We start from the raw sequence: 21,310 nt of genomic DNA, 5'->3' as shown, positions 1-21,310 counted from the left end.
CCCTCAGCCAAAGCGCTCGGCCGAGAAGGGCCGGGGGTCGGTGCACGGCACCTCCCCCGTCATCATTTCCGCGAGAAGGCGTCCGCTGACCGGCCCCAGCGTGAAGCCAAGATGCTGGTGCCCGATCGCCAGCCACATGCCGTTCTGGCGCGGGGCTGGCCCCAGCACCGGCAGCATGTCCGGAAACGCCGGCCGGCACCCCATCCAGGGCTCCGGCTCTGCCCGCGCGCCGAGCGGAAACAGCCCCCGCGCCAGAACCTCGGTCTTTTCGAGCTGTACCGGGCTCTTGGGGGCATCGCGACGGGCGAATTCCACGCCCGTCGTCAGCCGGATGCCGCCAACCATCGGCGTGATCACATAGCCGCCTTCCTCGTCCAGCACCGGGCGCGACAGCGTGGCGCCGCCGGTGGCGTTGTAGTGCATGTGGTAGCCGCGCTTGACCTGAAGCGGCAGGCGCAGGCCGAACGGACGCAGCACGTCCATCGCCCAGGGGCCGAGGGCGACGACGACCTCGGGCGCCTCTACGCTGCCCTCATCGGTCGTCACCGCCCAGCCGGAGCCGAGGCGGGCAAGAATGCCGGCGTCGCCACGGCGCACCTGGCCGCCGAGCTCGGCGAAATGAGCGGCGTAGGCCTGGGTGACGCCGCCGGGGCTCGAAACGGAGTGCGGATCCGACCAGATAACGGCGCTGCGAAACACCGGGCGGAGGCTCGGCTCCATCGCCAACGCTTCATCGACCTCGATCTCGCGGGCGCTCAGACCATAGCTGTGCGCGAGCGGAAATTCGTTGCGCTCATTCTGCAGGCCAGCCTGCGTACGGTAGAGCTTGAGCCAGCCGCCCTCGCGGAAGAAATGCTTGGCGCCGGCGGCGCGCGCGAGGCGGTCATGCTCGGCGAGGCTGAACGCCAGCAACGTCTCCATGTGGCGGGCATAATCGAGGATGCGGGCGGGCGCAGAGGCGCGCCAATAGGCGAACATCCAGGGAACGAGCCTCACCAGCGCATCCCAATGATAATTGGCCGCCGGGTTGCGCTTGAGGGCGACGTCGAGCAAGGCCGATAATTTGCGCGGGAAGGCGACGGGATAGAGCGAGGCGCGCTCGACGAGACCGGCATTGCCGTAGGAGGTTTCCTCGCCGGGCCCGCGCCGGTCGACAAGCACGACCGACCGGCCACGTTCCGCAAGCTGCAAGGCGACGCTGGTGCCAACGATGCCAGCGCCAAGGACGATCGTATCGGTCTTCATGGTATTCCCGCGAGGCAAAGATGACGGCTCTCACGCCGCACGGAAGAGGGGGAGACGGCGGGTAGCGGCCCGCCGCCTCGTGCTAGGTCAGTTGATCTTGAAGGGGAAGTACTTGGCGTTGATCTTGGCGTAGGTGCCGTCCGCCTCGATCTCCTTGATCGCCTTGTTCAGCGACTCGCGCAGCTCATTGTCCTCCTTGCGGACGGCAATGCCGGTGCCCTGCGGGTTCACGTCCGTGAGGTCGGGGCCGACGAAGGCGCAGCACTTGCCGTCGGTGGACTTCTCCAGCCATTCATAGAGCACGAACTTGTCGGCCAGCACCGCGTCGAGGCGGCCGGCGGCGAGATCGGCATTGGCCTCGTCCTGGGTCGGGTAGAGCTTGAGGTCGGAGCCCTTGTACTTGTCCTCGAGATAGGTCGAACCGGTGGTGGAGGACTGGGCGCCGATCGTCTTGCCCTTCAGCGCGGCCGGGGTGATCTCGGTGATCTTGGTGTCCTTCGGCGCGATGAAGCTGCCGGGCGTCAGATAATAGGGATCGGTGAAGGCCACCTTTTCCTTGCGCTCGTCGGTGATCGACATGGAGGCGAGGATCAGGTCGTATTTCTTGGCCAGCAGCGCCGGGATGATGCCATCCCAATCCTGAGCGACGAAGGTGCATTCCACCTTCATCTTGGCGCACAGCGCTTCGCCGATCTCGATGTCGAAACCAACCAGCTTGCCGGCCGAATCGACGGAGTTGAAGGGCGGATAAGCGCCTTCGGTGCCGATGCGAACTTTCTTCATCTCGGCCTGCGCGGCGCCCGCACCGATCGTGAGGGCGGCGGCCGCGAGCAGAATCTTGGCGATTTTCATATGGTTTTTCCCGATGGCCGGCGCCGGATGCTTCGGCGCCTTCCCCGGAAGGCTAGGTCGATGCCGGCTGCCAAGCAATCGTGGAGTCGGTCGACCTTTGGTAGGGGCTGTCAGAAATGGCTGAAACTGCCGCGTGCAAACGACACCGCCGCACCGCTGGCGTCGTGCACGGTCAACCCTGTACCGTCGCGCGTGTGGCCGATCACCGTCACCCCGACGCCGGCGGCCGTCGCCTGCGTGTTGAAGCGGCCAAGTTCGTGCTGGGGGATGACCGCGAGAATCTCATAGTCGTCGCCACCGGTCAGGGCGACCTCCAGCAGCGCCGGCTCCACGTCCACGGCGTGACGGGCAGCAGGGCTCAGCGGAATGCGTGTGATCTCGATGTCGCCGCCGACGCCCGAGACGTGGAGCAGTTTGCCGAGATCGCCGACAAGCCCGTCGGAGACGTCCATGGCGGCGCTCGCATGCTCGCGCAGCGCCCGGATGAGCGGCAGGCGCGGACGTGGATGGAGGTATCGGTCCTTCAGAACCGAAGCCTCGTCCGCGCCAAGCCCTGCAAATCCCGGGCGGTCTGGGGAAAGGCGGAGTGCGAGGCCCAGCGCCCCGTCGCCGATCGTCCCGGTCACCACGATGGCTTGGCCGGCAGCCGCACCGGCGCGGCGCACCATCTGCCCGGCCGGCACGGCACCGATGGCAGTGATCGAGATGGTGAACGGCCCCGAGGTGCGCACCGTGTCGCCACCCAGAAGCGGCGCGTCGTAAAGCGAGCAATCGGAACCGATGCCGCGCGCGAACGCCTCCAGCGCCTCCCCGCTCATGTCGGCCGGGATGGCGAAAGCCAACATGACGCCGAGCGGCCGGGCGCCCTTGGCGGCGAGATCGGAGAGGTTCACCCGCATCGCCTTGCGGGCGATCGATTCCGGCGGGTCATCCGCGAAGAAGTGGACACCGGCGACCAGGGCATCCTTGGTCAGCACGAGCTCATGGCCAGGGGGAACGGCAAGCAGCGCCGCATCGTCCGTAAGGCCCAAGGCACCGGGATGGGTAGCGATCGGGGCGAACAGGCGGGCGATCAGCGAGTCCTCGCCCGATTCAATTACCGCGCTCGGACCGTCCGCCATCCCTTACTCCCGTCTAGCCGGAGAAATCCGCCGACCGCTTATCGCGCGCGATGCTGTCGAGCACCGCATTCACCATTCCGGTCTCCTCGCGTTCGAGGAACGCCGCCGCGACATTCACATATTCGGCGATAACCACACGGGCAGGAACGTCCGGCCGCTCGGAAAGTTCATAGGTTCCGGCGCGCAGAATGGCGCGCAGCACCGCCTCGATCCGCTTGAGCGGCCAGCCATCGACCAGAGCGGCATCTAGAAGAGTGTCCACGCCGCGCTGCTCGCGCACCACGCCGCCGACAATATCGCGAAACAGGGTGAGGTCTGCCGCCGCGATCTCGTCGCCCTCGATTTCCTGCCCGATCCAGTGGCTTTCAAACTGGGCGAGGATTTCCGTCAGGGGCGTGGCCGCCAGGTCCATCTGGTAGAGCGCCTGGACGGCATTGAGGCGGGCGGCGCTTTTGCGCACCGGCTTGTGGCCGGGGGATTTGGCGTTCGGTTTGTCGTCGGCGGCCATCATGCTCACCCGACCCGGCGCTTGAGGCGCAGCAGCGTGAGCGCCGCTTCCGCCGCGCCGCCACCCTTGTTGCCTTCCGACACCCGGGCGCGAATCCATGCCTGCTCATCCGTCTCGACGGTGAGAATGCCATTGCCCACCGGCAGCCGGCGGGAGACCGCAAGGTCCATCAAGGCGCGGGACGATTCCCCGGCGACGATCTCGAAATGATAGGTCTCGCCGCGCACCACGCAGCCGAGCGCCACCACGGCGTCATAGGGCTTGCCGGCTGCCGCAGCCGCGTCAAGCGCGATGGCGGCCGCGATCGGAATTTCAAGCGCGCCGGGCATGGAGATGACGTCGGCGCTCGCCCCCGCGGCCTCGACCGCGCCAAGCGCGCCGGCCAGAAGCTCGTCGGCGATGTCGTCGTAGAAGCGCGCCTCGACGATGAGAACCCGTTCGCCGGCAAGCGGCACGGTTTCAATGGCATCGGATGGGCGCGGCGGGCGCGGGCTCGCCATGGTGATACCTCATGAACTGACAGAGCCGACGACGTACAGGCGTCAACGGAACTCCGCAAGCCGTGCAGCGTAGCGGGCCATCATGTCGATTTCGATATTGACACGGCTTCCGGCCCTCGCCTCATCCCATGTGGTGTGCGCCAGCGTGTGCGGGATGAGCAGGCAGGAGAAGCGGGTGCCTGCGACCTCGTTGACCGTCAGCGAGGTGCCGTCGAGCGCTACCGAACCTTTAACAGCGATAAACGGCGCCAGAGCGGGCGGCGCATCAAACGTGTAGCGCGTCGTCTCGCCGAGATCCTCACGCGCCACGATATCGGCTGTTCCGTCAACATGACCCTGCACGATATGCCCGCCGAGTTCGTCGCCGATCTTCAGCGCGCGTTCGAGGTTCAGGCGCCGCCCTGCCGTCCAGTCGGCAATCGTGGTGATTCTCAGCGTCTCCGGGCCCGCTTCGACCTCGAAGGCGTCGGGCTGGAGCGCGACCACGGTCAGGCAGACGCCCGAGCAGGATATCGAGGCGCCCAATTCGATGCCCGCCGTATCGTAGCGGGTCGCGATGGTGAGCCGTCGCACGTCATGGCGCGGCTCGACCGCGCGGAGAGTGCCGATGTCGGTAACGATCCCGGTGAACATTCTAGCGACGCCTCATGATGAGCAGGCGGTCCACGCCCTGCCGTTCGTCTTCGATGACCGACAGATAGTCACTGAGGGCGGAAAGCGGCAGGCCCTCCAATGCGTCCAGCGCTTCCGTGCCGAGGGTTTTGGGCGCCTTGAACAGGTTGACCTCGTCGACGAGACCCGCCGCGAGAAACGAGGCCGCAACGCGTGGGCCGGCCTCGACCATCAGCCGCGTCAGGCCGCGCAGGGCCAGCAGCTTCAGCGCGTCGTTGAGATCGAGCCCGCCATCCGGGCGCCGGCGCACCCGCATCACCTCGATCCCCATGGCACCGAGCATCTCTTCCGGCTGCCCCGGCGCATCCTCGGCCGCGACGATCCACAATGGGGCGACATTGAGGCTGCGCGCCAGCGCGCTGGTCGGCGGCAGGCGCAGATCGGCATCGAGCACGATGCGCAGGGGCGAGCGGTCCTCCATGCCCGGCAGCCGGCAGGTGAGCAACGGATCGTCCGCCAGAACCGTGCCGATGCCGGTGAGCACCGCGTCATGGGTCGCACGCAGCAGGTGCACCCGGCCACGGGCGACCTCGCCCGTGATGGCCGCCGGACGACGGCCGGCAAGGCCGACCTTGCCATCCGACGAGACCGCCAGCTTGAGCATCACATGCGGGCGGCCTTCCGTGACGCGGAGCATATGGCCGGCGTGATCGACCAGCGCCTGCGCCGCGCCGACCCCGACCTCAACAGTGATGGCGGCCTCGCGCAGGATGGCGAAGCCGCGCCCGGCGACGCGGAAGTCCGGATCCTGAACGGCGGCAACGACGCGGGCGATTCCCGAGGCGCGGATCGCGTCCACGCAAGGCGGCGTGCCGCCATGGTGCGAACAGGGTTCCAGCGTGACGTAGAGCGTGGCGCCCTGCGCGCCCTCCCCGGCTTGCGCGAGCGCCTGCGGCTCCGCATGGGGGCGCCCACCCCGGGACGTCCAGCCCCGGCCGATCACGGTGGGGCCTGCGGGCCCCTCGCGCACAACCAGCGCGCCGACGGCGGGATTCGGCCAGGTGTGTCCCCGCTCGCGGCGACCAATGCTGAGCGCCGCCGCCATCAGAGAACCGTCTTCAAGGGTGTTGGTCATGGCCTGCACACACCGCCGCAAAGGGACGGCATTAGTCGTCGAGTCCCGGCTCGCGCGCGTGGCGCAGGGCTGGCCCCTCTCCCGCCTCGGCGTCGGTCGAGCGGGGCTCGAGTTCGCCCAACAGGGTCTCGAAATCCTTGGCCTCGCGGAAATTGCGATAGACCGAGGCGAAGCGGACATAGGCGACGTCGTCAAGTTGCTTGAGGCTCTCCATCACCCGCTCGCCGATGATCTCGGAGGTGATCTCGCTCTCGCCCATGCTTTCCAGCCGGCGGACGAGGCCGGAGACGAGCCGCTCCACCCGCTCGGGATCGACGGGGCGCTTGCGCAGCGCCACCTCGATGGAGCGGGCGAGCTTGTCGCGGTCGAACGGCACGCGGCGGCCCGAGCGCTTCAGCACGGTCAACTCGCGCAGTTGCACACGCTCGAAGGTGGTGAAGCGGCCGCCGCAATCGGGACAGATGCGGCGGCGGCGAATGGCGGCGCTGTCCTCGGTGGGACGGGAATCCTTGACCTGGGTGTCGAGGCTTCCGCAGTAGGGACAGCGCATGTGTTGGCCTCAGCTGTAGATGGGATAACGGGCGAGCAGCTCGGCGACCTTGCCGCGCACCGCGCCCTCCACGAGGCTATCCTCGTCCGTGCCCTTCTGCGAGAGGACGTCGAGCACTTCCGCAATCATGTCGCCCACCTGCTGGAATTCGGCCACGCCGAAACCGCGCGACGTGCCGGCCGGGGTGCCGAGGCGCACGCCGGAGGTCACCATCGGCTTCTCCGGATCGAACGGGATGCCGTTCTTGTTGCAGGTGATATGGGCGCGGCCGAGGGCCACCTCCGACACCTTGCCGGTGAGCTTCTTCGGACGCAGATCGACCAGCACAAGATGCGTGTCGGTGCCGCCCGAGACGATCTCGAAGCCATGGCCCTTGAGGTTTTCGGCCAGCGCGCTGGCGTTATCGACCACGTTCTTCGCGTAAACCTTGAACGCCGGCTGCAGCGCCTCGCCGAACGCCACCGCCTTCGCAGCGATGACGTGCATCAGCGGGCCGCCCTGCGTGCCGGGGAAGATGGCGGAGTTGAACTTCTTCGCCAGATCCTCGTCATTGGTCAGGATCATGCCGCCGCGCGGGCCGCGCAGGGTCTTGTGGGTCGTCGTGGTGGTGACATGGGCGTGCGGCACCGGATTGGGGTGCACGCCGCCGGCCACGAGGCCGGCGAAATGCGCCATATCGACCATCAGATAGGCGCCGACCGAATCGGCAATGGCGCGCATATTGGCGAAGTCGATATGGCGGGGATAAGCGGACCCGCCGGCGATGATGACCTTCGGCTTGTGCTCGTCCGCCAGCTTGGCGACCTCTTCATAATCGATGCGCTGGTCGTCGCGGCGCACATTATAGGGCACCGGCTTGAACCACTTGCCCGACAGGCTGACCGGCGCGCCGTGCGTGAGGTGACCACCGGCGGCAAGGTTGAGGCCGAGAAAGGTGTCGCCCGGCTGCATGAGGGCGAAGAACACGGCGGTGTTGGCCTGCGCGCCGGAATGGGGCTGCACATTGGCGAAGCCGGCCCCGAACAGCTTCTTGGCGCGGTCGATGGCGAGTTGCTCGGCCACGTCCACATACTGGCAGCCGCCATAATAGCGGCGGCCGGGATAGCCCTCGGCATATTTGTTGGTGAGCACCGAGCCCTGCGCCTCAAGCACGGCGCGCGAGACGATGTTCTCGGACGCGATGAGCTCGATCTCGTCGCGCTGGCGGCCGAGTTCGGCATTGATGGCGCCCGCGAGTTCCGGGTCGGTCTCGGACAGAGGCGCCGAGAAGAAATGATTGATGACGTTGCGGCTAGAAGCGTGCGCTTCGGACGACATAGACCGGCCTCCCTGGGCGGTGGCGATGCCTCCCGGCCGGCGGCGTGCCGACCGCGAAATCGAGGCGGGTCGCTTAGCACAGCACCCCGGGCTTTCAAAGCACGCGACCTGCAGAGGTGCCTTGCATCGAGGCGGCACCCCGTGCGGTCGCGCGCGACACCGGCGCGGGTTTCGGGGAGACAGCACGCGCCGCCGGCGCGTATCGTTGCGGCTTCTTACCCCCGAATCCGGAAGCCCGCATGAAGATCATCCATTCGCCGCGCCACCTCGGCCATTCCGGCCATGTCGAACTGATGAACGGACAGGTCGTTCCGGCCTTCGAGAAGCCCGAGCGCGTGGCCATGATCCTAAACGCGATCGGGGAGCGCCCGTTCGGCACGTTGATCGAGCCGGCAGCGCATGGGCTTGAGGCGCTGCTCAGGGTTCACGATGCGGCCTATGTCCGTTTCCTCGCCAGCGCGTGGCAGCTGTGGTTGGTGGACGGGCGGGACGTCCCGGCGCTGCCGAGCTTCTGGCGAGCGCCGGGGATGCGTACCGACATCGAACCGGAGAGCATCGACGGCAAGCTCGGCCATTTTTCCTTCGATGCCGGCTGCTGCATCGTGGCGGGAACCTGGGACGCCGTGCAGGCGGGCGCCGACATTGCGCTGACCGGCGTCGACCTGATCGCCGGCGGCGGCAAGTCAGCCTTCGCGCTGTGCCGGCCACCGGGACATCATGCCCACGCGGCGACGATGGGCGGCTATTGCTTCATCAACAACGCCGCCGTCGCAGCGCAGAGTTTCCTGGACCGTGGCGCCAGCCGCGTCGCGATTCTCGACGTCGACTACCACCACGGCAATGGCACGCAGGCGATCTTCTACGATCGGCCGGACGTGTTGGTATGCAACATCCATGCGGATCCGCTGCAGGAATTCCCGTATTTTCTCGGCTATGCCGACGAGACGGGCAGCGGTGCCGGCGAGGGTTTCAACGCCAATTTCCCGCTGCGCTGGGGCACTGACTATGCCGGCTGGGGCGCGGCGCTCGACGCCGCGTGCGCCCGCGTCGCGGACTATGGTCCCGACGTCGTCATCGTCTCGCTCGGCGTAGACACCTACAAGGACGACCCGATCTCGCAGTTCAAGCTGGACAGCCCGGACTATCTGAAGATCGGCGCGCGCATTGCGGCCCTCGAAAAGCCGACGCTGTTCGTGATGGAGGGCGGCTATGCCGTCGAAGCCATCGGCATCAATGTCGCCAACACCTTGGAAGGCTATCTTCAGCGCTAGTGTGAAGGACCGATCAGAGTCGGTAGAGAATCTGGTCGGTCCAGAACCGCTCAAGGCGTTGAAGCGCCTTGTTGAGCTGCTGGAAATCCTGCGGGCCGATGCCGCCGATCTGCTCGATGGTCGCGAGATGCTTGGCGTGGAGCGATTCGATGAGATCGCGTATCTCCTCGCCCTTCTCCGTCAGCCGGATGCGCACCGAGCGCCGGTCTTCCCGCGAACGCCGATGGTCGAGGAAGCCGGTCTCGACCAGCTTCTTGAGATTGTAGGAGACATTGGCGCCGAGATAGTACCCGCGCGTGCGCAGCTCGGCGGCGGTGAGTTCGGCGTCGCCGATGTTGAACAGCAGCAGCGCCTGCACCGCGTTGATGTCGTCGCGCCCGCGCCGGTCGAACTCGTCCTTTACCACGTCGAGCAGGCGTCGATGAAGCCGCTCTACCAGCGTCACCGCCTCCTGATAGAGCGGACGAAGCGCCTCGCGACGCGTTTCCTCGGCCTCGTTGAAATTGACGACGTTGGCTGCCTGAGCTGCTCGCATGAATCGCGTCCCGGTCTCGAAATGGGGGATTGGTTCCCTCTCATGTGACCGGAAGTGTGCGGCGCCGCCGCTAAGATGGGTTTAAGCGACAGGCTGAATCCTTCGTGACCGCAACGGGTTAACGAGACCTTAAGCTCAATTCTCGCTCTCGCGCGCCGCCTTGTAGGTGAGGAAGGCGTAGACGGCGACCAGCACCGTCTCGATGGCCGCAACGATCATCAGCCGCCCGACACCCTCGGGTGCGGAAGCGTTGATGAGGATCTGCACCATCGCCGTCACCAGCCACAGCACGACGCCCCACGAGGCGCCGAGCCAGAGGCCCACGGCGGCGACGGGGTTCATGATGGCGGCCCAGATGACGGCGGACTTCGCCGCCAGCGAGAGCATCTCGAAGCGGCTGGTGTCGCCATCCCACACCCCGCAGATGAGCGTCCAGCTGTAGACGGTCTTCACCATCAGGAAGCCGGCGAGGAGGCGAAGATAGAGGATCACGCGCGACTGCCAGAGCGGCATGCGGGCGCCGAGTGTCGCGTCGATGGGATCGTAGGGTGAGCTCATGGCGCCTGCATACTCCAAATCGCGGTCAGGCGAGCAGCAATTCGTCGTCGAGCGGCGTGTCGAACAGCGCGGCGACGGCGGCCGGATCGACATCCTCCAGCCGTGCGGGCTGCCAGCCCGGCGACTGGTCCTTGTCGACCAGCAGCGCCCGCACGCCCTCAAAGAAATCGGGCTGGTCGAGCAAGCGCGTCACCAGACGGAATTCCAGCGTCAGGCAGCCGGCGAGATCGAAGCGCAGGCCGCGCTGCATCTGCTGGAAGGCGATATGCACGCTGGTCGGGGAGGCGCGGCGGATCGTCTCCAGCTGGAGGCGCGCGAACGCGGCAACCTGGTCCTCGCCTTCCCCCACCTTCTCCAGCGCGATCACGATCGCCTCGACCGAGCCGCCGGCGAAGATGCGGTCGATATGCGGGTAAACGGCGGCCAGATCCGGCGCGGGCGGGCGCACGGCCACCCGGGTCAGCGCCGCCTGCATGTCCTCGCCGCCCGCCAGCGCGTCGACAAGGCCGGGCCAGCAGTCGGTCGGGATGTGATGGGTGTAGAGGCCGAGCGCGACCGCGTCTGACATGCCGATCCGGGCTCCGGTCATGGCCAGCCAGGTGCCGCTCCAGCCGGGGAGGCGCGGCAGCACATGCGTCCCGCCGACATCCGGAAACAGCCCGATGGCGACCTCCGGCATCGCAAAGCCGAGGTTTTCACCGGCCACGCGGTAGCGGCCATGGCCGGTCAGCCCGAAGCCTCCGCCGAAACAGAGGCCGTCCACCAGCGACACGAAAGGCTTGGGATAGCAGGCGATGAGGAGGTCCAGCGCGTATTCGTCGCGCCAGTATTGCCGCGCCTCTTCCTTACGGCCGGTGCGGCCGAGCTCGGCCATGGCCCGCACATCGCCGCCGACGCAGAAGGCGCGCGCATGGGCCGAGCGCAGCAGCACATGGGTGATGGCCGGGTCGTCGATCCACGCGCGCAGCGTGGCATCCATCGCCCTGACCATGGGATGGTCAACCGCGTTCAGCGCCCGCGGGCGGTCGAGCGTCACGATACCCAGGACGCCGCGCCGCTCGAAGCTGATACCGATCTCTGCCGTCACGTCGTCATGCCTCGTCTGTGGGAGAGCCTTGCCACTTAAGCCGTTCCGCATCGTCCGCAAAGCCGGACCTGCGCGAAGACGTCCGCCGCGCACCGGCAAGCTGCGGCCCGGCCGCGTCAACATGCCCTGCGTCGCGGTGTCGGGCTAATACGCAATCACACGGGTGAAGAGGTCGCGCGCAACGGCGTATGGAGCTATAACCATTCGAAAGTGCCGCGCCGGAGGCGACGCGGCGGGATCCCCGCCCTCCTGCCGGGTTTCTTTGCGAGCGTGTCCATGACCATTCCCTTTGCCCGTCCGCGCCCCGTCCGTCCCGACCCCTCCGGTCGGCTGGACGCGCCGTCGAAACTCGAGCTGGTCCAGCGCCCGCGCCGCAACCGCAAGTCCGAATGGGCGCGCCAGCTGCTGCGGGAAAACACGCTCACCGTCGCCGACCTGATCTGGCCGATCTTCGTCAAGGACGGCGATGGCGAACGCACGCCGATCGGCTCGATGCCGGGAGTGGAGCGACTTTGCGTTGACGAGGCGGTGCGTGACGCGGAGCGGGCGGCCCGGCTCGGCATCCCGGCGCTGGCTCTGTTCCCCTACACCGACCCGACGCTGCGCACGGCGGACGGGCGCGAAGCGTTGAACGGCAATAATCTCGTCTGCCGCGCCCTGCGGGCAATCAAGGACGCCGTGCCGGAGATCGGCCTCGTCACCGACGTGGCGCTCGATCCCTATACGAGCCACGGCCATGACGGGCTACTCGACGCGCAGGGTCGCATTCTCAACGATGAAACCGTCGCCGTGCTGGTCGAGCAGGCTCTGGTGCAGGCCGATGCGGGCGCCGACGTGATCGCGCCCTCCGACATGATGGACGGGCGCGTAGGTGCCATCCGCCGGGCCCTCGACGGCGAAGGCCATCACGACGCGCAGATCCTTGCCTACAGCGCCAAATACGCCTCGGCTTTCTATGGCCCGTTCCGCGACGCGGTGGGTTCCACCGGCTGCCTGAAGGGCGACAAGCGCACCTACCAGATGGACCCGGCCAACGGGATGGAGGCGCTGCGCGAGGCGGCGCTGGACATCGAGGAGGGCGCGGACATGCTGATGGTGAAGCCCGGCCTGCCCTATCTCGACATCATCTACCGGCTCAAGGAAACCTTCGGCCTGCCGACCTTCGCCTATCAGGTGTCCGGCGAGTACGCGATGATCGAGGCCGCCGCACGCAATGGCTGGATCGACGGCGACAAGGCGATGATGGAAAGCCTGATGGCCTTCAAGCGGGCCGGGGCCGACGGGATCCTCACCTATTTCGCCCCGCGCGTGGCGCAACAGCTCGCCCGCGACGCCTGACGACTGCGGGCGCGAGCTGCCATGACAGGCTGCACGCGCTGCTGCCATCGCCTGCTGCACCTTGCCCTGTTCGGCCTGCTGCTGCTGCTTCCTGGCTGCAGCTCGGTGATCGATTCCGACCAGGCCCGCCTGTGCCGCGCGGTGGCCCCGGCGCTGCATGACGGGGCGGTGGAAATCGTCGAGACTCAGCTCGCCCCCGTGACCAACGACCCGGTCGCGCTGCGCTACCGCTACCGCACGCGCTCTCCTCTCGGCAGTGCGCCGCATGACCTGGTCTGCCGCTTCGCCAGCGCATCCGGTGCCGGGCGGTTCGACCTCGTGGCGATCGTCGCCGATGGCAAGACGCTCGGCGAGGTGAAGCTCTACATAATGAAGCGCTGGTGGCTGGCGGAAAGCCCGCAGGCGCGCGGCGACACGCCGTTTTTCCGTCTTGGCCCGCGCGGCGCTTATTGGCTGCAGCAGACACTGGGAGGCCTGATGCTGATGGGCGTCTATGGCCTTGTCGCCATCGGCTTCGCGCTCGTCCATGGCCTCTATGGCCGGATCAATCTCGCTTTCGGGGAAGTCGCGGTGGGGGGCGGCATCACCATGCTGGTCGCGGTCGGCCTCGCCGGAGCGGTCGGGCGCATCGGGCCGGCCGGATTGGCCGCCGCGCTTGTCGCCGGCATGGCGGGGGCGGCACTTTTGAGTTGGGTCATCGGGCGGACGGTGATCCAGCCGATTGTCGCCCGGGCACGTTCGCCGCAGCCTGTCCTCATCGCCACGCTGGCGGTGGCCATCGTGCTGGCCGAGATGTTCCGCCTCACCTCGCCTTTTCGTGAAAACTGGCTGCCGGCGCTGCTCAACCGGCCGATCTACATTGCCGGGCAGGACGGTTTCGTCGCCACCGCGACGCCGGCGCAGTTTCTGGCGGCAGGCCTCACGCTATGTGGCATTTCGCTCATTCTCGGGCTCGTTCGCTTCACCGGCTACGGCCGCAAGTGGCGGGCGCATGCCGATGATCCGCAGATGGCGGCGCTTCTCGGCGTGCACGTTCCGCGGCTGGCCGGCACCACTTTCGCCCTCGCCGGGAGCTGCGCCGGGCTTGCGGGCGTGGCCTTGGTGGTAGCCTATGGAACGATTACGCCCGGCGATGGGCTGTCCATGACGCTCAAAGCCTTGATTTCGGCTATTATTGGCGGCATTGGCTCGGTGCCGGGCGCCTTGCTGGGCGCGGCCCTCGTCGCCGGCGTCGAAATCGTGTGGTCATCCGCCTTCGATATCGCGTATCGCGACGTGGTGATCTATTCCCTTCTGGCGGCCGTTCTCATTTTGCGGCCGGGAGGCCTTCTCCAGCGTGCGGCACCTTCGCCGCGAGAATTCTGAGTGGTTCGATGACCCTGCCCGTAACCCCTGCCGATGTCGCCGCCGCACGCAAGCTGCTGGACGGCGCGGTGCTGCGCACGCCTACCCTGCCGGCGCCGCGCCTCTCGGCGATTACGGGCGCCCATGTCTATGTGAAGTACGAGAACCTCCAGGTCACGGCGAGCTTCAAGGAGCGCGGCGCGCTTACCAAGCTCGCCAGCCTCTCGTCGCAGGAGCGGGCCGCCGGCGTCGTCGCCATGTCGGCCGGCAACCATGCGCAGGCGGTGGCGTATCACGCGGCCCGGCTCGGTATCCGCGCCACCATCGTGATGCCCAAGCACACGCCGATCGTGAAGGTGGCCGCCACCGAGGCGCATGGCGCCCGCGTGGTGCTGCATGGCGAATCGGTCGGCGACGCTTCCGAGGAAGCCGACCGCATCGCGCAGGCCGAGCACCTCGTCTGGGTCCACCCCTATGACGACCGCCACGTAATCGCCGGCCAGGGCTCCATCGCCTCCGAAATGCTGGAGGACGCGCCCGACCTCGACGCCCTGCTTGTGCCGGTCGGCGGTGGCGGCATGATCTCCGGCATGGCGGTGGCGGCCCGCGACATGCGGCCCGACATCGAGATCGTTGGCGTCGAGACCCGTCTCTACCCCTCCATGTGGAACGCGCTGCACCAGCAATCCCTGCCCTGCGAGGGCGCGACGCTGGCGGAAGGCATCGCGGTGAAGCAGGCGGGCGTGCTGACGCGCGAGCTCGTCTCGGCGCTGGTGTCCGATGTCGTGCTGGTGGGCGAGCCGACCATCGAGCGCGCGGTGAACCTGTTCCTGACCCAGCAGAAGACGCTGGCCGAGGGTGCCGGCGCCGCCGGCCTCGCCGCGCTGCTCGCCGACCCGGACCGCTATCGCGGCCGCAAGGTCGGGCTGGTGGTGTCGGGCGGCAATATCGACCCGCGCATCGTCGCCTCCATCATGATGCGCGAGCTGGAGCGCGAGGAGCGGATCGTCTCGTTCCGCTTCTCCATGCTCGACCGCCCGGGCGAGCTCGGCATCATCGCCAGCCTTCTCGGCGGCCTCGGCGCCAATATCCTGGAGGTCGAGCACAAGCGCCATTTCCTCGACGTGCACGCCAAGGGCGCCCGCCTCGACGTGACGGTGGAGACCCGCGACCGCGCCCATGCCGACGACGTCTACCGGGCGTTGATCGAGAACGGCATGGATGTGGTGCGTGTCGACTGGCAGTCGGTGAGCTGACCTTGCCCGCACGGCATAGCGCCACCACCTGACGGTGCAGGAGGAGACCGGCATGTTCGACGCCCGCAATGACGACGTATCGAGGCCCTACGCCTTCGATCCGCTGGTCGAGCCGGAATATTTTCGCGGCGTGCTGTTCCGCCGGTTCATGGCGTTCATCATCGACACCGTCATCATCTGCGTGCCGATCGGCATGGCGGCACTGCTGATCTTCGTGTTCGGCTTCCTCACCTTCGGGCTGGGCTGGTTCCTGTTCAGCCTGTTGGGGCCGGGCTATGTGGTCTGGGCGCTGGTGTATACCGGGCTGACGCTGGGCGGGCCGCGCTCCGCTACGCTCGGCATGCGGGCCATGGGCATCGAGATGCGGGTGTGGCACGGCGCGCCGATGACGCCGGTGCTGGCGGTGGTGAGCCTCGTGCTGTTCTGGGTGTCGATCAGCGTGTTCACGCCCTTCGTCACCATTGTCGGCCTGCTGAACCGCCGCAAGCGGCTGGCGCATGATTTCATCATCGGCACGGTGTTGACGAATAATGACGAGCGGGCGGGCGAGTTGCGCGGCTATCGCTGAGATCTGCCGGGTCCGCGAACACAGCCTTTGACGCCGCCGTCGCGGCGCGCGATCCTTGGCGCCTTCGCAACGTGAATCTGCCGTGACCGAACATTCGCGCGACACACCGCAATTCTACCTGACCGCGCCCTCCCCCTGCCCGTATCTGGCGGGGCGCTCGGAGCGGAAGGTCTTCACGCATCTGGTCGGCGAGCGGGCGACCCAGCTCAACGACGTGCTGACCCATGGCGGCTTCCGCCGCAGCCAATCCATCGCCTACCGCCCGGCCTGCGAGCAGTGCCGCGCCTGCGTCTCCGTGCGCGTGTGCGTCGACGATTTTCGCGAGACGCGCAGCTTCCGCCGGGTGCGGCAGGAGAATGCCGACCTCATCGGGGACATACGCGCCGCCATTCCCACCGCCGAGCAATATTCGCTGTTCCGAAGCTATCTCGACAGCCGGCATTCGGATGGCGGCATGGCCGACATGACCGTGCTCGACTACGCCATGATGGTGGAGGACAGCCATGTTCGCACCCGGCTGATCGAGTATCGCCGCCACGGACCCGCCGCGGCGGTGAGCGGGCGGGGCCAGGGTGCGCTGTTCGGCGTGGCGCTGACCGACGTGCTCGCCGACGGGCTCTCCATGGTCTATTCGTTCTACGACCCGGACGCGGCGGCCCGCTCGCTCGGCACCTACATGATCCTCGACCATATCGCCAAGGCGAAGGCCATGGGCCTGCCCTATGTCTATCTCGGCTATTGGGTCGAGGGCTCCGACAAGATGAACTACAAGCGCCGCTTCCTGCCGCAGGAACGCCTCGCGCCGGCAGGCTGGCTGCGGGTGGAGGCGTAGGGCCGCGTCATCGCTCTGTGACGTGACGGGGCTAGCACACTGGAACGCTTCCAACCCGGAGCGGGACAGATTGCCGGAGCCTTTCCATGACCGACGAGCCCCTCGATCCCGTGCGCGTGTCGCCCTTCCGCACAAGCCTGCTCGAAGAGGCGGACGGCGCCGGCAGCAACCCGACGCTCAACCCGACCATGGGCGAGCTGATCTCGATCCGGTTCTCCCGCCGTGGCCTGCTGAAGGGCTCGCTTGCCGTGTCGGCAGTCGCCGCGACGGTCGGGCCGGCGGCGCTGCTCTCCGCCGACAAGGCGCATGCCGCCACCGATGGCACGGCCGCCACGGGATCGGCCTTCAGCTTCGTCGAGATCGAGGCCGGCGTCGATGAAACCCACCATGTCGCCGAAGGCTATGACGCCGAGGTGCTGCTGCGATGGGGCGACCCGCTTTTCGCCGATTCGCCGGCCTTCGACCCGAAGTACCAGAGCGCCGAGGCCCAGCGCCGGCAGTTCGGATACAATAATGACTATGTTGGCTTCATCCGGCTCGATGGCTCGGCCGAGCACGGGCTGCTGGTGGTGAACCACGAATATACCAACGAGCACCTGATGTTCCCCGGCATCGTCAGCGTCACTGACGGCAAGCTGAAAGTGGCGCCGGCGGACAAGGCGCGCGTCGATATCGAGATGGCGGCGCATGGCGGCAGCATCGTCGAGATCCGCAAGGTGGACGGCAAATGGCAGGTGGTGCGCGAGGGCGCGCTGAACCGCCGCATCACCTCCACCACGCCGATGCAGGTGACCGGCCCCGCCGCCGGCAGCGACCGGCTGAAGACCTCCGGGGACCCGACGGGCACGCAGGTGCTGGGCACGCTCAACAATTGCGCCGGCGGCGTCACGCCCTGGGGCACCTATGTGATGGCCGAGGAGAATTTCCACGGCTACTTCCTCGGCACGCTGCCGCAGGGCCACCGCGAGGCCGCCAATTACAAGCGCCACGGCGTGCCCGAAGGCGCCTATGAGTGGGGCAACATCTACGACCGCTTCGATCTCTCGAAAGAGCCGAACGAGCCGAACCGCTTCGGCTGGATCGTCGAGGTCGACGTGAACGACCCGAACTCGGTGCCGAAGAAGCGCACGGCGCTCGGCCGCTTCAAGCATGAGGGCGCCGAGTCGATCGTTGCCCGCGATGGCCGCGTGGTGTTCTATCTCGGCGACGACGAGCGTTTCGACTATGTCTACAAATTCGTGACGGCCGGCACGTTCAACCCCGGTGACCGCGCCGCCAACATGGACCTGCTTGATTCCGGGACGCTCCATGTCGCCAAGTTCGCGGCCGACGGCACGCTGGAATGGATGCCGTTGCTGTTCGGCCAGGGCCCGCTGACCGCTGCCAACGGCTTCGACAGCCAGGCCGACGTGGTGATCGAGACCCGCCGCGCCGCCGACCTGCTGGGCGCCACCAAGATGGACCGACCCGAGGACGTCCAGCCGAACGGCGTCAACGGCAAGGTCTATGTGATGCTGACCAACAACAGCCGCCGCAAGGACGACCAGGTCGACGCCGCCAACCCTCGCGCCAAGAACGCCTTCGGCCACATCATCGAGATCACCGAGGCCGAGGGCGATTTCGCCGCCACCAGCGGGCGCTGGGAAGTGCTGCTGAAATGCGGCGACCCGTCCGTGGCGGCGGTCGGGGCTTCCTTCTCCACCGACACCACCCGCAATGGCTGGTTCGGCATGCCGGACAATTGCGCGGTGGATGCCGCCGGCCGGCTCTGGGTGGCGACGGACGGCAACGGGCCGAAGGACACCGGCCGGGCGGACGGGCTCTGGGCCGTCGATACCGAGGGCAGCGCGCGGGCGACGTCGAAGCTGTTCTTCCGCGTGCCGGTGGGCGCCGAGATGTGCGGCCCGCTGTTCACGCCGGACGACCGCACCGCTTTCGTTGCCGTGCAGCATCCCGGCGATGGCGGCACCGACTGGGCGCCGTTCGGTCGCCCGTCCTATTACGAGGACCTGTCCACCCGCTGGCCGGACTTCAAGGACGACATGCCGGTGCGCCCGGCGGTCGTGGTGATCACCAAGAAGGACGGCGGGAAGATCGGCTGATCGCCGGGCGGTCCACCAGTCGTCAGGGCCGGGCTAGTCCCAGCCATCCACGTCTTCCTCCGGCGGTACAGGCGGCGCCGAAGACGTGGATGGCTGGGACTAGCCCGAGGATGACGGCGACCGGCCGCCCCCTTATCCCGGACACCCACCGTCTCGCGCACCATCTCCCGAGGCGCCGCCGTAGGCGGCCTTGAGGGATGCTGAGCCGAGTACCCGAGCGAACATCCTTCGAGGCTCGCCGCGCTCGCAAGCTCAGGATGACGTCGCATCGGTTGGCGCGTCGGAGGATTTGCGGAGATCGCCTTCAGCCGAACCGGTTGTTGCGCGGAAAGCCCTTGGGCGGCAAGCGGCCGGCGCCGGCACGCTCGCCGCGCCATTCGGTGAGGTCGGTCACCGTCCAGGTGCGGCCGGACGTGTCGGTCCAGGTCAAGCCGTCCGCGGCGGCGAAGACCTTCACGTCGCTCATCGCGCCGTCCTTGTAGCGCTGCAGCCGCACGCCGCGCCCGCGCGTCATCTCGGGGATCTGCGTCAGCGGGAAGACCAGCAGCTTGCGGTTTTCGCCGATCACCGCGACGCTGTCGCCTGCGGCCACCACGACCTTGACCGCTTCCTGAGCGTCGACGCCCAGAACCTGCTTGCCCTTGCGCGTGTTGGCGAGGCAATCATCCTCGGCGACGAGGAAGCCACGCCCTTCCTTGGCGGCGACCAGCAGCCGGCGCCCGCCCTGATAGGGCAGCACGTGGAGGATGTCGGCCTCCTGCTCCAGCTCGATCGACAGGCGCAGCGGCTCACCATGGCCGCGACCGCCCGGCAGCTTCGAGGCGTCGATCGTATAGAAGCGGCCATTGCTGGCGAACACCAGCAGCTTGGCCGTCGTCTCGGTGAAGAACTTGATCTTGAGCTGGTCGTCGCCCTTGAACACAAGCGACGACAGGTCGGCCACATGGCCCTTCAGCGCGCGAATCCAGCCTTTCTCGGAGACGACGACGGTGATCGGCTCGCGCTCCACCAGCGCCTCGATCACCGCATCCGCCTTATGCACCGAGGCCTCGCCGAAGGTAGTGCGCCGGCGGCCAAGCTTGGTCTCGGGCGCGAACATCTTGCGGGTTTCCGCCAACTGCCCGGCGACCGCCTTCCACTGCCGCGCCTCGGAGGCGAGCAGTTTCTCGATGCCGTCCTTCTCCTTGGAAAGCGCGTCGTGCTCCTTGCGGATCTCGAATTCCTCGAGCTTGCGCAGGCTGCGCAGGCGCATATTGAGGATGGCCTCTGCCTGCACATCGGTGAGCTCGAACCGCGCCATCAGGGCAGGCTTGGGCTCATCTTCCTCGCGGATGATGCGGATCACCTCGTCGAGGTTGAGATAGGCGATGAGGTAGCCGCCCAGCACTTCCAGGCGGTGTTCGATCTGCGCGTGGCGGTAGCGCGAGCGGCGCAGCAGAACCTCGCGGCGATGGTCGACCCATTCGCGCAGGGCCTCCAGCAGGCTCACCACCTTGGGCACCTGCCCGCCGACCAGCACGTTCATGTTCAGCGGGAAGCGCGTTTCCAGCTCGGTCAGCCGGAACAGGCTTTCCATGAGCAGCGTCTCGTCGACATTTCGCGCACGCGGCTCCAGCACGAGGCGGACATCCTCGGCGCTCTCGTCGCGCACATCGGCCAGAAGCGGCAGCTTCTTCTCGTTGAGCAGATCGGCGATCTTCTCCACGAGGCGCGATTTGGGCACGCCGTAGGGAATTTCGGTGACCACGATCACATAGGTGCCGCGGCCGGTCTCTTCCTTCTCCCAGCGTGCCCGCAGGCGGAAGCCGCCACGCCCGGTGGCATAGGCATCGGCGATCGAGGACGGGGATTCGATGATGACGCCGCCGGTGGGGAAATCCGGGCCCTGCACGAATTTCAGCAGGTCGTCGGTGGTGGCGCCGGGATTGTCGATCAGGTGCAGGCTGGCGTCGATCAGTTCGGCCGCATTGTGCGGCGGGACCGAGGTTGCCATGCCGACGGCGATGCCGGTGGAGCCATTGGCCAGCAGGTTAGGGAAGGCCCCCGGCATGACGACGGGCTCTTCCGTCGTGCCGTCATAGTTCGGGCGAAAATCGACCGCGTCCTCGTCGATGCCGTCGAGGATGAGGCGGGCCACCTCGGTCAGCCGGGCCTCGGTGTAGCGTTCGGCGGCGGCGTTGTCGCCGTCGATATTGCCGAAATTGCCCTGACCGTCGACCAGCGGGTAGCGCTGCGAGAAATCCTGCGCCAGGCGCACCATGGCGTCGTAGATCGCCATGTTGCCGTGCGGATGGAACGAACCCATCACGTCGCCGACGATCTTGGCGCTCTTGCGGAAGCCGCCGCCGGGGTCGAGCCGCAGCAGGCGCATACCGTAAAGAATGCGGCGGTGCACCGGCTTCAGGCCGTCGCGCGCATCCGGCAATGCGCGGTGCATGATGGTCGAGAGCGCATAAGCGAGGTAGCGCTCTTCAAGCGCCGCCTTGAGCCCGATCGGTTCGATCAGGCCGTCATCGGTCGGAATCGGTGGCTCACCCATGCCTTGTGCTACCGCGAAGCGCGGACGGGAACAAGACGCG

General features: G+C 67.3%; 20 protein-coding genes. 7 read left to right on the top strand and 13 right to left on the bottom strand.

Annotated features, from left to right (window positions below; translation table 11 throughout):
* Positions 1-3: 3 nt before the first annotated feature.
* The 9 genes from ACQY76_RS18090 to glyA all read right to left on the bottom strand — a co-directional run bounded on the left by ACQY76_RS18090 (position 4) and on the right by glyA (position 7,840).
* A complete protein-coding gene (locus ACQY76_RS18090; protein WP_428030087.1) occupies positions 4-1,245 on the bottom strand; it encodes an NAD(P)/FAD-dependent oxidoreductase in 1,242 nt (413 codons plus the stop codon).
* An 87-nt stretch (positions 1,246-1,332) separates the two neighbouring features.
* Positions 1,333-2,097, bottom strand: a complete 765-nt coding sequence (locus ACQY76_RS18085; protein WP_428030086.1) for an ABC transporter substrate-binding protein — start codon at positions 2,095-2,097, stop codon at positions 1,333-1,335.
* A 110-nt stretch (positions 2,098-2,207) separates the two neighbouring features.
* A complete protein-coding gene (gene thiL, locus ACQY76_RS18080) occupies positions 2,208-3,218 on the bottom strand; it encodes a thiamine-phosphate kinase (RefSeq protein WP_428030085.1) in 1,011 nt (336 codons plus the stop codon).
* A 13-nt stretch (positions 3,219-3,231) separates the two neighbouring features.
* Positions 3,232-3,726: a transcription antitermination factor NusB gene (gene nusB / locus ACQY76_RS18075; protein WP_428030084.1), complete on the bottom strand. Its 495-nt coding sequence runs from the start codon at positions 3,724-3,726 to the stop codon at positions 3,232-3,234.
* A gap of 5 nt (positions 3,727-3,731) precedes the next feature.
* Positions 3,732-4,226, bottom strand: coding sequence for a 6,7-dimethyl-8-ribityllumazine synthase (gene ribH / locus ACQY76_RS18070; protein WP_428030083.1), 495 nt, complete (start codon positions 4,224-4,226; stop codon positions 3,732-3,734).
* Between the two features lie 42 nt (positions 4,227-4,268).
* Positions 4,269-4,859, bottom strand: coding sequence for a riboflavin synthase (locus tag ACQY76_RS18065; RefSeq protein WP_428030082.1), 591 nt, complete (start codon positions 4,857-4,859; stop codon positions 4,269-4,271).
* A 1-nt stretch (position 4,860) separates the two neighbouring features.
* On the bottom strand, positions 4,861-5,973 hold the full coding sequence (ribD, locus tag ACQY76_RS18060) for a bifunctional diaminohydroxyphosphoribosylaminopyrimidine deaminase/5-amino-6-(5-phosphoribosylamino)uracil reductase RibD (protein ID WP_428030081.1): 1,113 nt from the start codon (positions 5,971-5,973) through the stop codon (positions 4,861-4,863).
* Between the two features lie 31 nt (positions 5,974-6,004).
* Complete coding sequence (gene nrdR, locus ACQY76_RS18055) at positions 6,005-6,523, bottom strand: transcriptional regulator NrdR (protein ID WP_428030080.1); 519 nt, start codon at positions 6,521-6,523, stop codon at positions 6,005-6,007.
* A gap of 9 nt (positions 6,524-6,532) precedes the next feature.
* Positions 6,533-7,840, bottom strand: a complete 1,308-nt coding sequence (gene glyA / locus ACQY76_RS18050) for a serine hydroxymethyltransferase (RefSeq protein ID WP_428030079.1) — start codon at positions 7,838-7,840, stop codon at positions 6,533-6,535.
* Positions 7,841-8,079: 239 nt separating this feature from the next.
* On the opposite strand from glyA, the gene ACQY76_RS18045 reads away from it, so the two are divergent.
* Complete coding sequence (locus tag ACQY76_RS18045; protein WP_428030078.1) at positions 8,080-9,111, top strand: histone deacetylase family protein; 1,032 nt, start codon at positions 8,080-8,082, stop codon at positions 9,109-9,111.
* Positions 9,112-9,124: 13 nt separating this feature from the next.
* Here the strand turns inward: ACQY76_RS18045 and ldtR are convergent, their stop codons facing one another.
* From ldtR to ACQY76_RS18030, 3 genes are all read right to left on the bottom strand, one after another.
* On the bottom strand, positions 9,125-9,646 hold the full coding sequence (ldtR, locus tag ACQY76_RS18040) for a transcriptional regulator LdtR (RefSeq protein ID WP_428030077.1): 522 nt from the start codon (positions 9,644-9,646) through the stop codon (positions 9,125-9,127).
* Positions 9,647-9,781: 135 nt separating this feature from the next.
* Positions 9,782-10,204: a DUF6163 family protein gene (locus ACQY76_RS18035; protein WP_428030076.1), complete on the bottom strand. Its 423-nt coding sequence runs from the start codon at positions 10,202-10,204 to the stop codon at positions 9,782-9,784.
* 25 nt (positions 10,205-10,229) lie between these two features.
* A complete protein-coding gene (locus ACQY76_RS18030) occupies positions 10,230-11,291 on the bottom strand; it encodes an enoyl-CoA hydratase/isomerase family protein (RefSeq protein WP_428030075.1) in 1,062 nt (353 codons plus the stop codon).
* A 276-nt stretch (positions 11,292-11,567) separates the two neighbouring features.
* Between ACQY76_RS18030 and hemB the strand changes: the two genes are divergently transcribed.
* The 6 genes from hemB (at position 11,568) to ACQY76_RS18000 (ending at position 18,731) form a co-directional block, all read left to right on the top strand.
* Positions 11,568-12,629, top strand: a complete 1,062-nt coding sequence (gene hemB / locus ACQY76_RS18025) for a porphobilinogen synthase (protein WP_428030074.1) — start codon at positions 11,568-11,570, stop codon at positions 12,627-12,629.
* A 21-nt stretch (positions 12,630-12,650) separates the two neighbouring features.
* On the top strand, positions 12,651-13,994 hold the full coding sequence (locus ACQY76_RS18020) for a branched-chain amino acid ABC transporter permease (RefSeq protein ID WP_428030073.1): 1,344 nt from the start codon (positions 12,651-12,653) through the stop codon (positions 13,992-13,994).
* Between the two features lie 8 nt (positions 13,995-14,002).
* The gene (locus ACQY76_RS18015; RefSeq protein WP_428030072.1) at positions 14,003-15,229 is read left to right on the top strand and encodes a threonine ammonia-lyase; all 1,227 of its coding nucleotides are present in this window, start codon (positions 14,003-14,005) and stop codon (positions 15,227-15,229) included.
* A 52-nt stretch (positions 15,230-15,281) separates the two neighbouring features.
* The gene (locus tag ACQY76_RS18010; RefSeq protein ID WP_428030071.1) at positions 15,282-15,797 is read left to right on the top strand and encodes an RDD family protein; all 516 of its coding nucleotides are present in this window, start codon (positions 15,282-15,284) and stop codon (positions 15,795-15,797) included.
* Between the two features lie 82 nt (positions 15,798-15,879).
* Positions 15,880-16,629 carry an arginyltransferase gene (locus ACQY76_RS18005; protein WP_428030070.1) on the top strand — a complete coding sequence of 250 codons (750 nt, stop codon included), beginning with the start codon at positions 15,880-15,882 and terminating at the stop codon, positions 16,627-16,629.
* Between the two features lie 86 nt (positions 16,630-16,715).
* Entirely contained in the window at positions 16,716-18,731 is a 2,016-nt protein-coding gene (locus tag ACQY76_RS18000) for a PhoX family protein (protein ID WP_428030069.1), read from the top strand.
* 304 nt (positions 18,732-19,035) lie between these two features.
* On the opposite strand, the gene parC is transcribed toward ACQY76_RS18000, so the two are convergent.
* On the bottom strand, positions 19,036-21,270 hold the full coding sequence (gene parC / locus ACQY76_RS17995) for a DNA topoisomerase IV subunit A (RefSeq protein ID WP_428030068.1): 2,235 nt from the start codon (positions 21,268-21,270) through the stop codon (positions 19,036-19,038).
* Positions 21,271-21,310 lie beyond the last annotated feature (40 nt).

Origin of the sequence: Ancylobacter sp., assembly GCF_965279025.1 — a bacterium.
Taxonomy (GTDB): Bacteria; Pseudomonadota; Alphaproteobacteria; order Rhizobiales; family Xanthobacteraceae; genus Ancylobacter.
The sequence above is the reverse complement of the archived record's forward strand: the minus strand, read 5'-3'. Positions and strand labels throughout refer to the sequence as shown.

Bases quoted from the DNA above. Each gene is read 5' to 3' on its own strand.
- nrdR (WP_428030080.1), bottom strand. From the start codon at position 6,523: ATGCGCTGTCCCTACTGCGGAAGCCTCGACACCCAGGTCAAGGATTCC.
- ACQY76_RS18085 (WP_428030086.1), bottom strand. From the start codon at position 2,097: ATGAAAATCGCCAAGATTCTGCTCGCGGCCGCCGCCCTCACGATCGGT.
- ACQY76_RS18015 (WP_428030072.1), top strand. From the start codon at position 14,003: ATGACCCTGCCCGTAACCCCTGCCGATGTCGCCGCCGCACGCAAGCTG.
- ACQY76_RS18010 (WP_428030071.1), top strand. From the start codon at position 15,282: ATGTTCGACGCCCGCAATGACGACGTATCGAGGCCCTACGCCTTCGAT.
- hemB (WP_428030074.1), top strand. From the start codon at position 11,568: ATGACCATTCCCTTTGCCCGTCCGCGCCCCGTCCGTCCCGACCCCTCC.
- ACQY76_RS18045 (WP_428030078.1), top strand. From the start codon at position 8,080: ATGAAGATCATCCATTCGCCGCGCCACCTCGGCCATTCCGGCCATGTC.
- parC (WP_428030068.1), bottom strand. From the start codon at position 21,270: ATGGGTGAGCCACCGATTCCGACCGATGACGGCCTGATCGAACCGATC.
- ACQY76_RS18035 (WP_428030076.1), bottom strand. From the start codon at position 10,204: ATGAGCTCACCCTACGATCCCATCGACGCGACACTCGGCGCCCGCATG.
- nusB (WP_428030084.1), bottom strand. From the start codon at position 3,726: ATGGCCGCCGACGACAAACCGAACGCCAAATCCCCCGGCCACAAGCCG.
- ldtR (WP_428030077.1), bottom strand. From the start codon at position 9,646: ATGCGAGCAGCTCAGGCAGCCAACGTCGTCAATTTCAACGAGGCCGAG.
- ribD (WP_428030081.1), bottom strand. From the start codon at position 5,973: ATGACCAACACCCTTGAAGACGGTTCTCTGATGGCGGCGGCGCTCAGC.
- ACQY76_RS18020 (WP_428030073.1), top strand. From the start codon at position 12,651: ATGACAGGCTGCACGCGCTGCTGCCATCGCCTGCTGCACCTTGCCCTG.
- ACQY76_RS18000 (WP_428030069.1), top strand. From the start codon at position 16,716: ATGACCGACGAGCCCCTCGATCCCGTGCGCGTGTCGCCCTTCCGCACA.
- ACQY76_RS18065 (WP_428030082.1), bottom strand. From the start codon at position 4,859: ATGTTCACCGGGATCGTTACCGACATCGGCACTCTCCGCGCGGTCGAG.
- ACQY76_RS18090 (WP_428030087.1), bottom strand. From the start codon at position 1,245: ATGAAGACCGATACGATCGTCCTTGGCGCTGGCATCGTTGGCACCAGC.
- glyA (WP_428030079.1), bottom strand. From the start codon at position 7,840: ATGTCGTCCGAAGCGCACGCTTCTAGCCGCAACGTCATCAATCATTTC.
- ribH (WP_428030083.1), bottom strand. From the start codon at position 4,226: ATGGCGAGCCCGCGCCCGCCGCGCCCATCCGATGCCATTGAAACCGTG.
- thiL (WP_428030085.1), bottom strand. From the start codon at position 3,218: ATGGCGGACGGTCCGAGCGCGGTAATTGAATCGGGCGAGGACTCGCTG.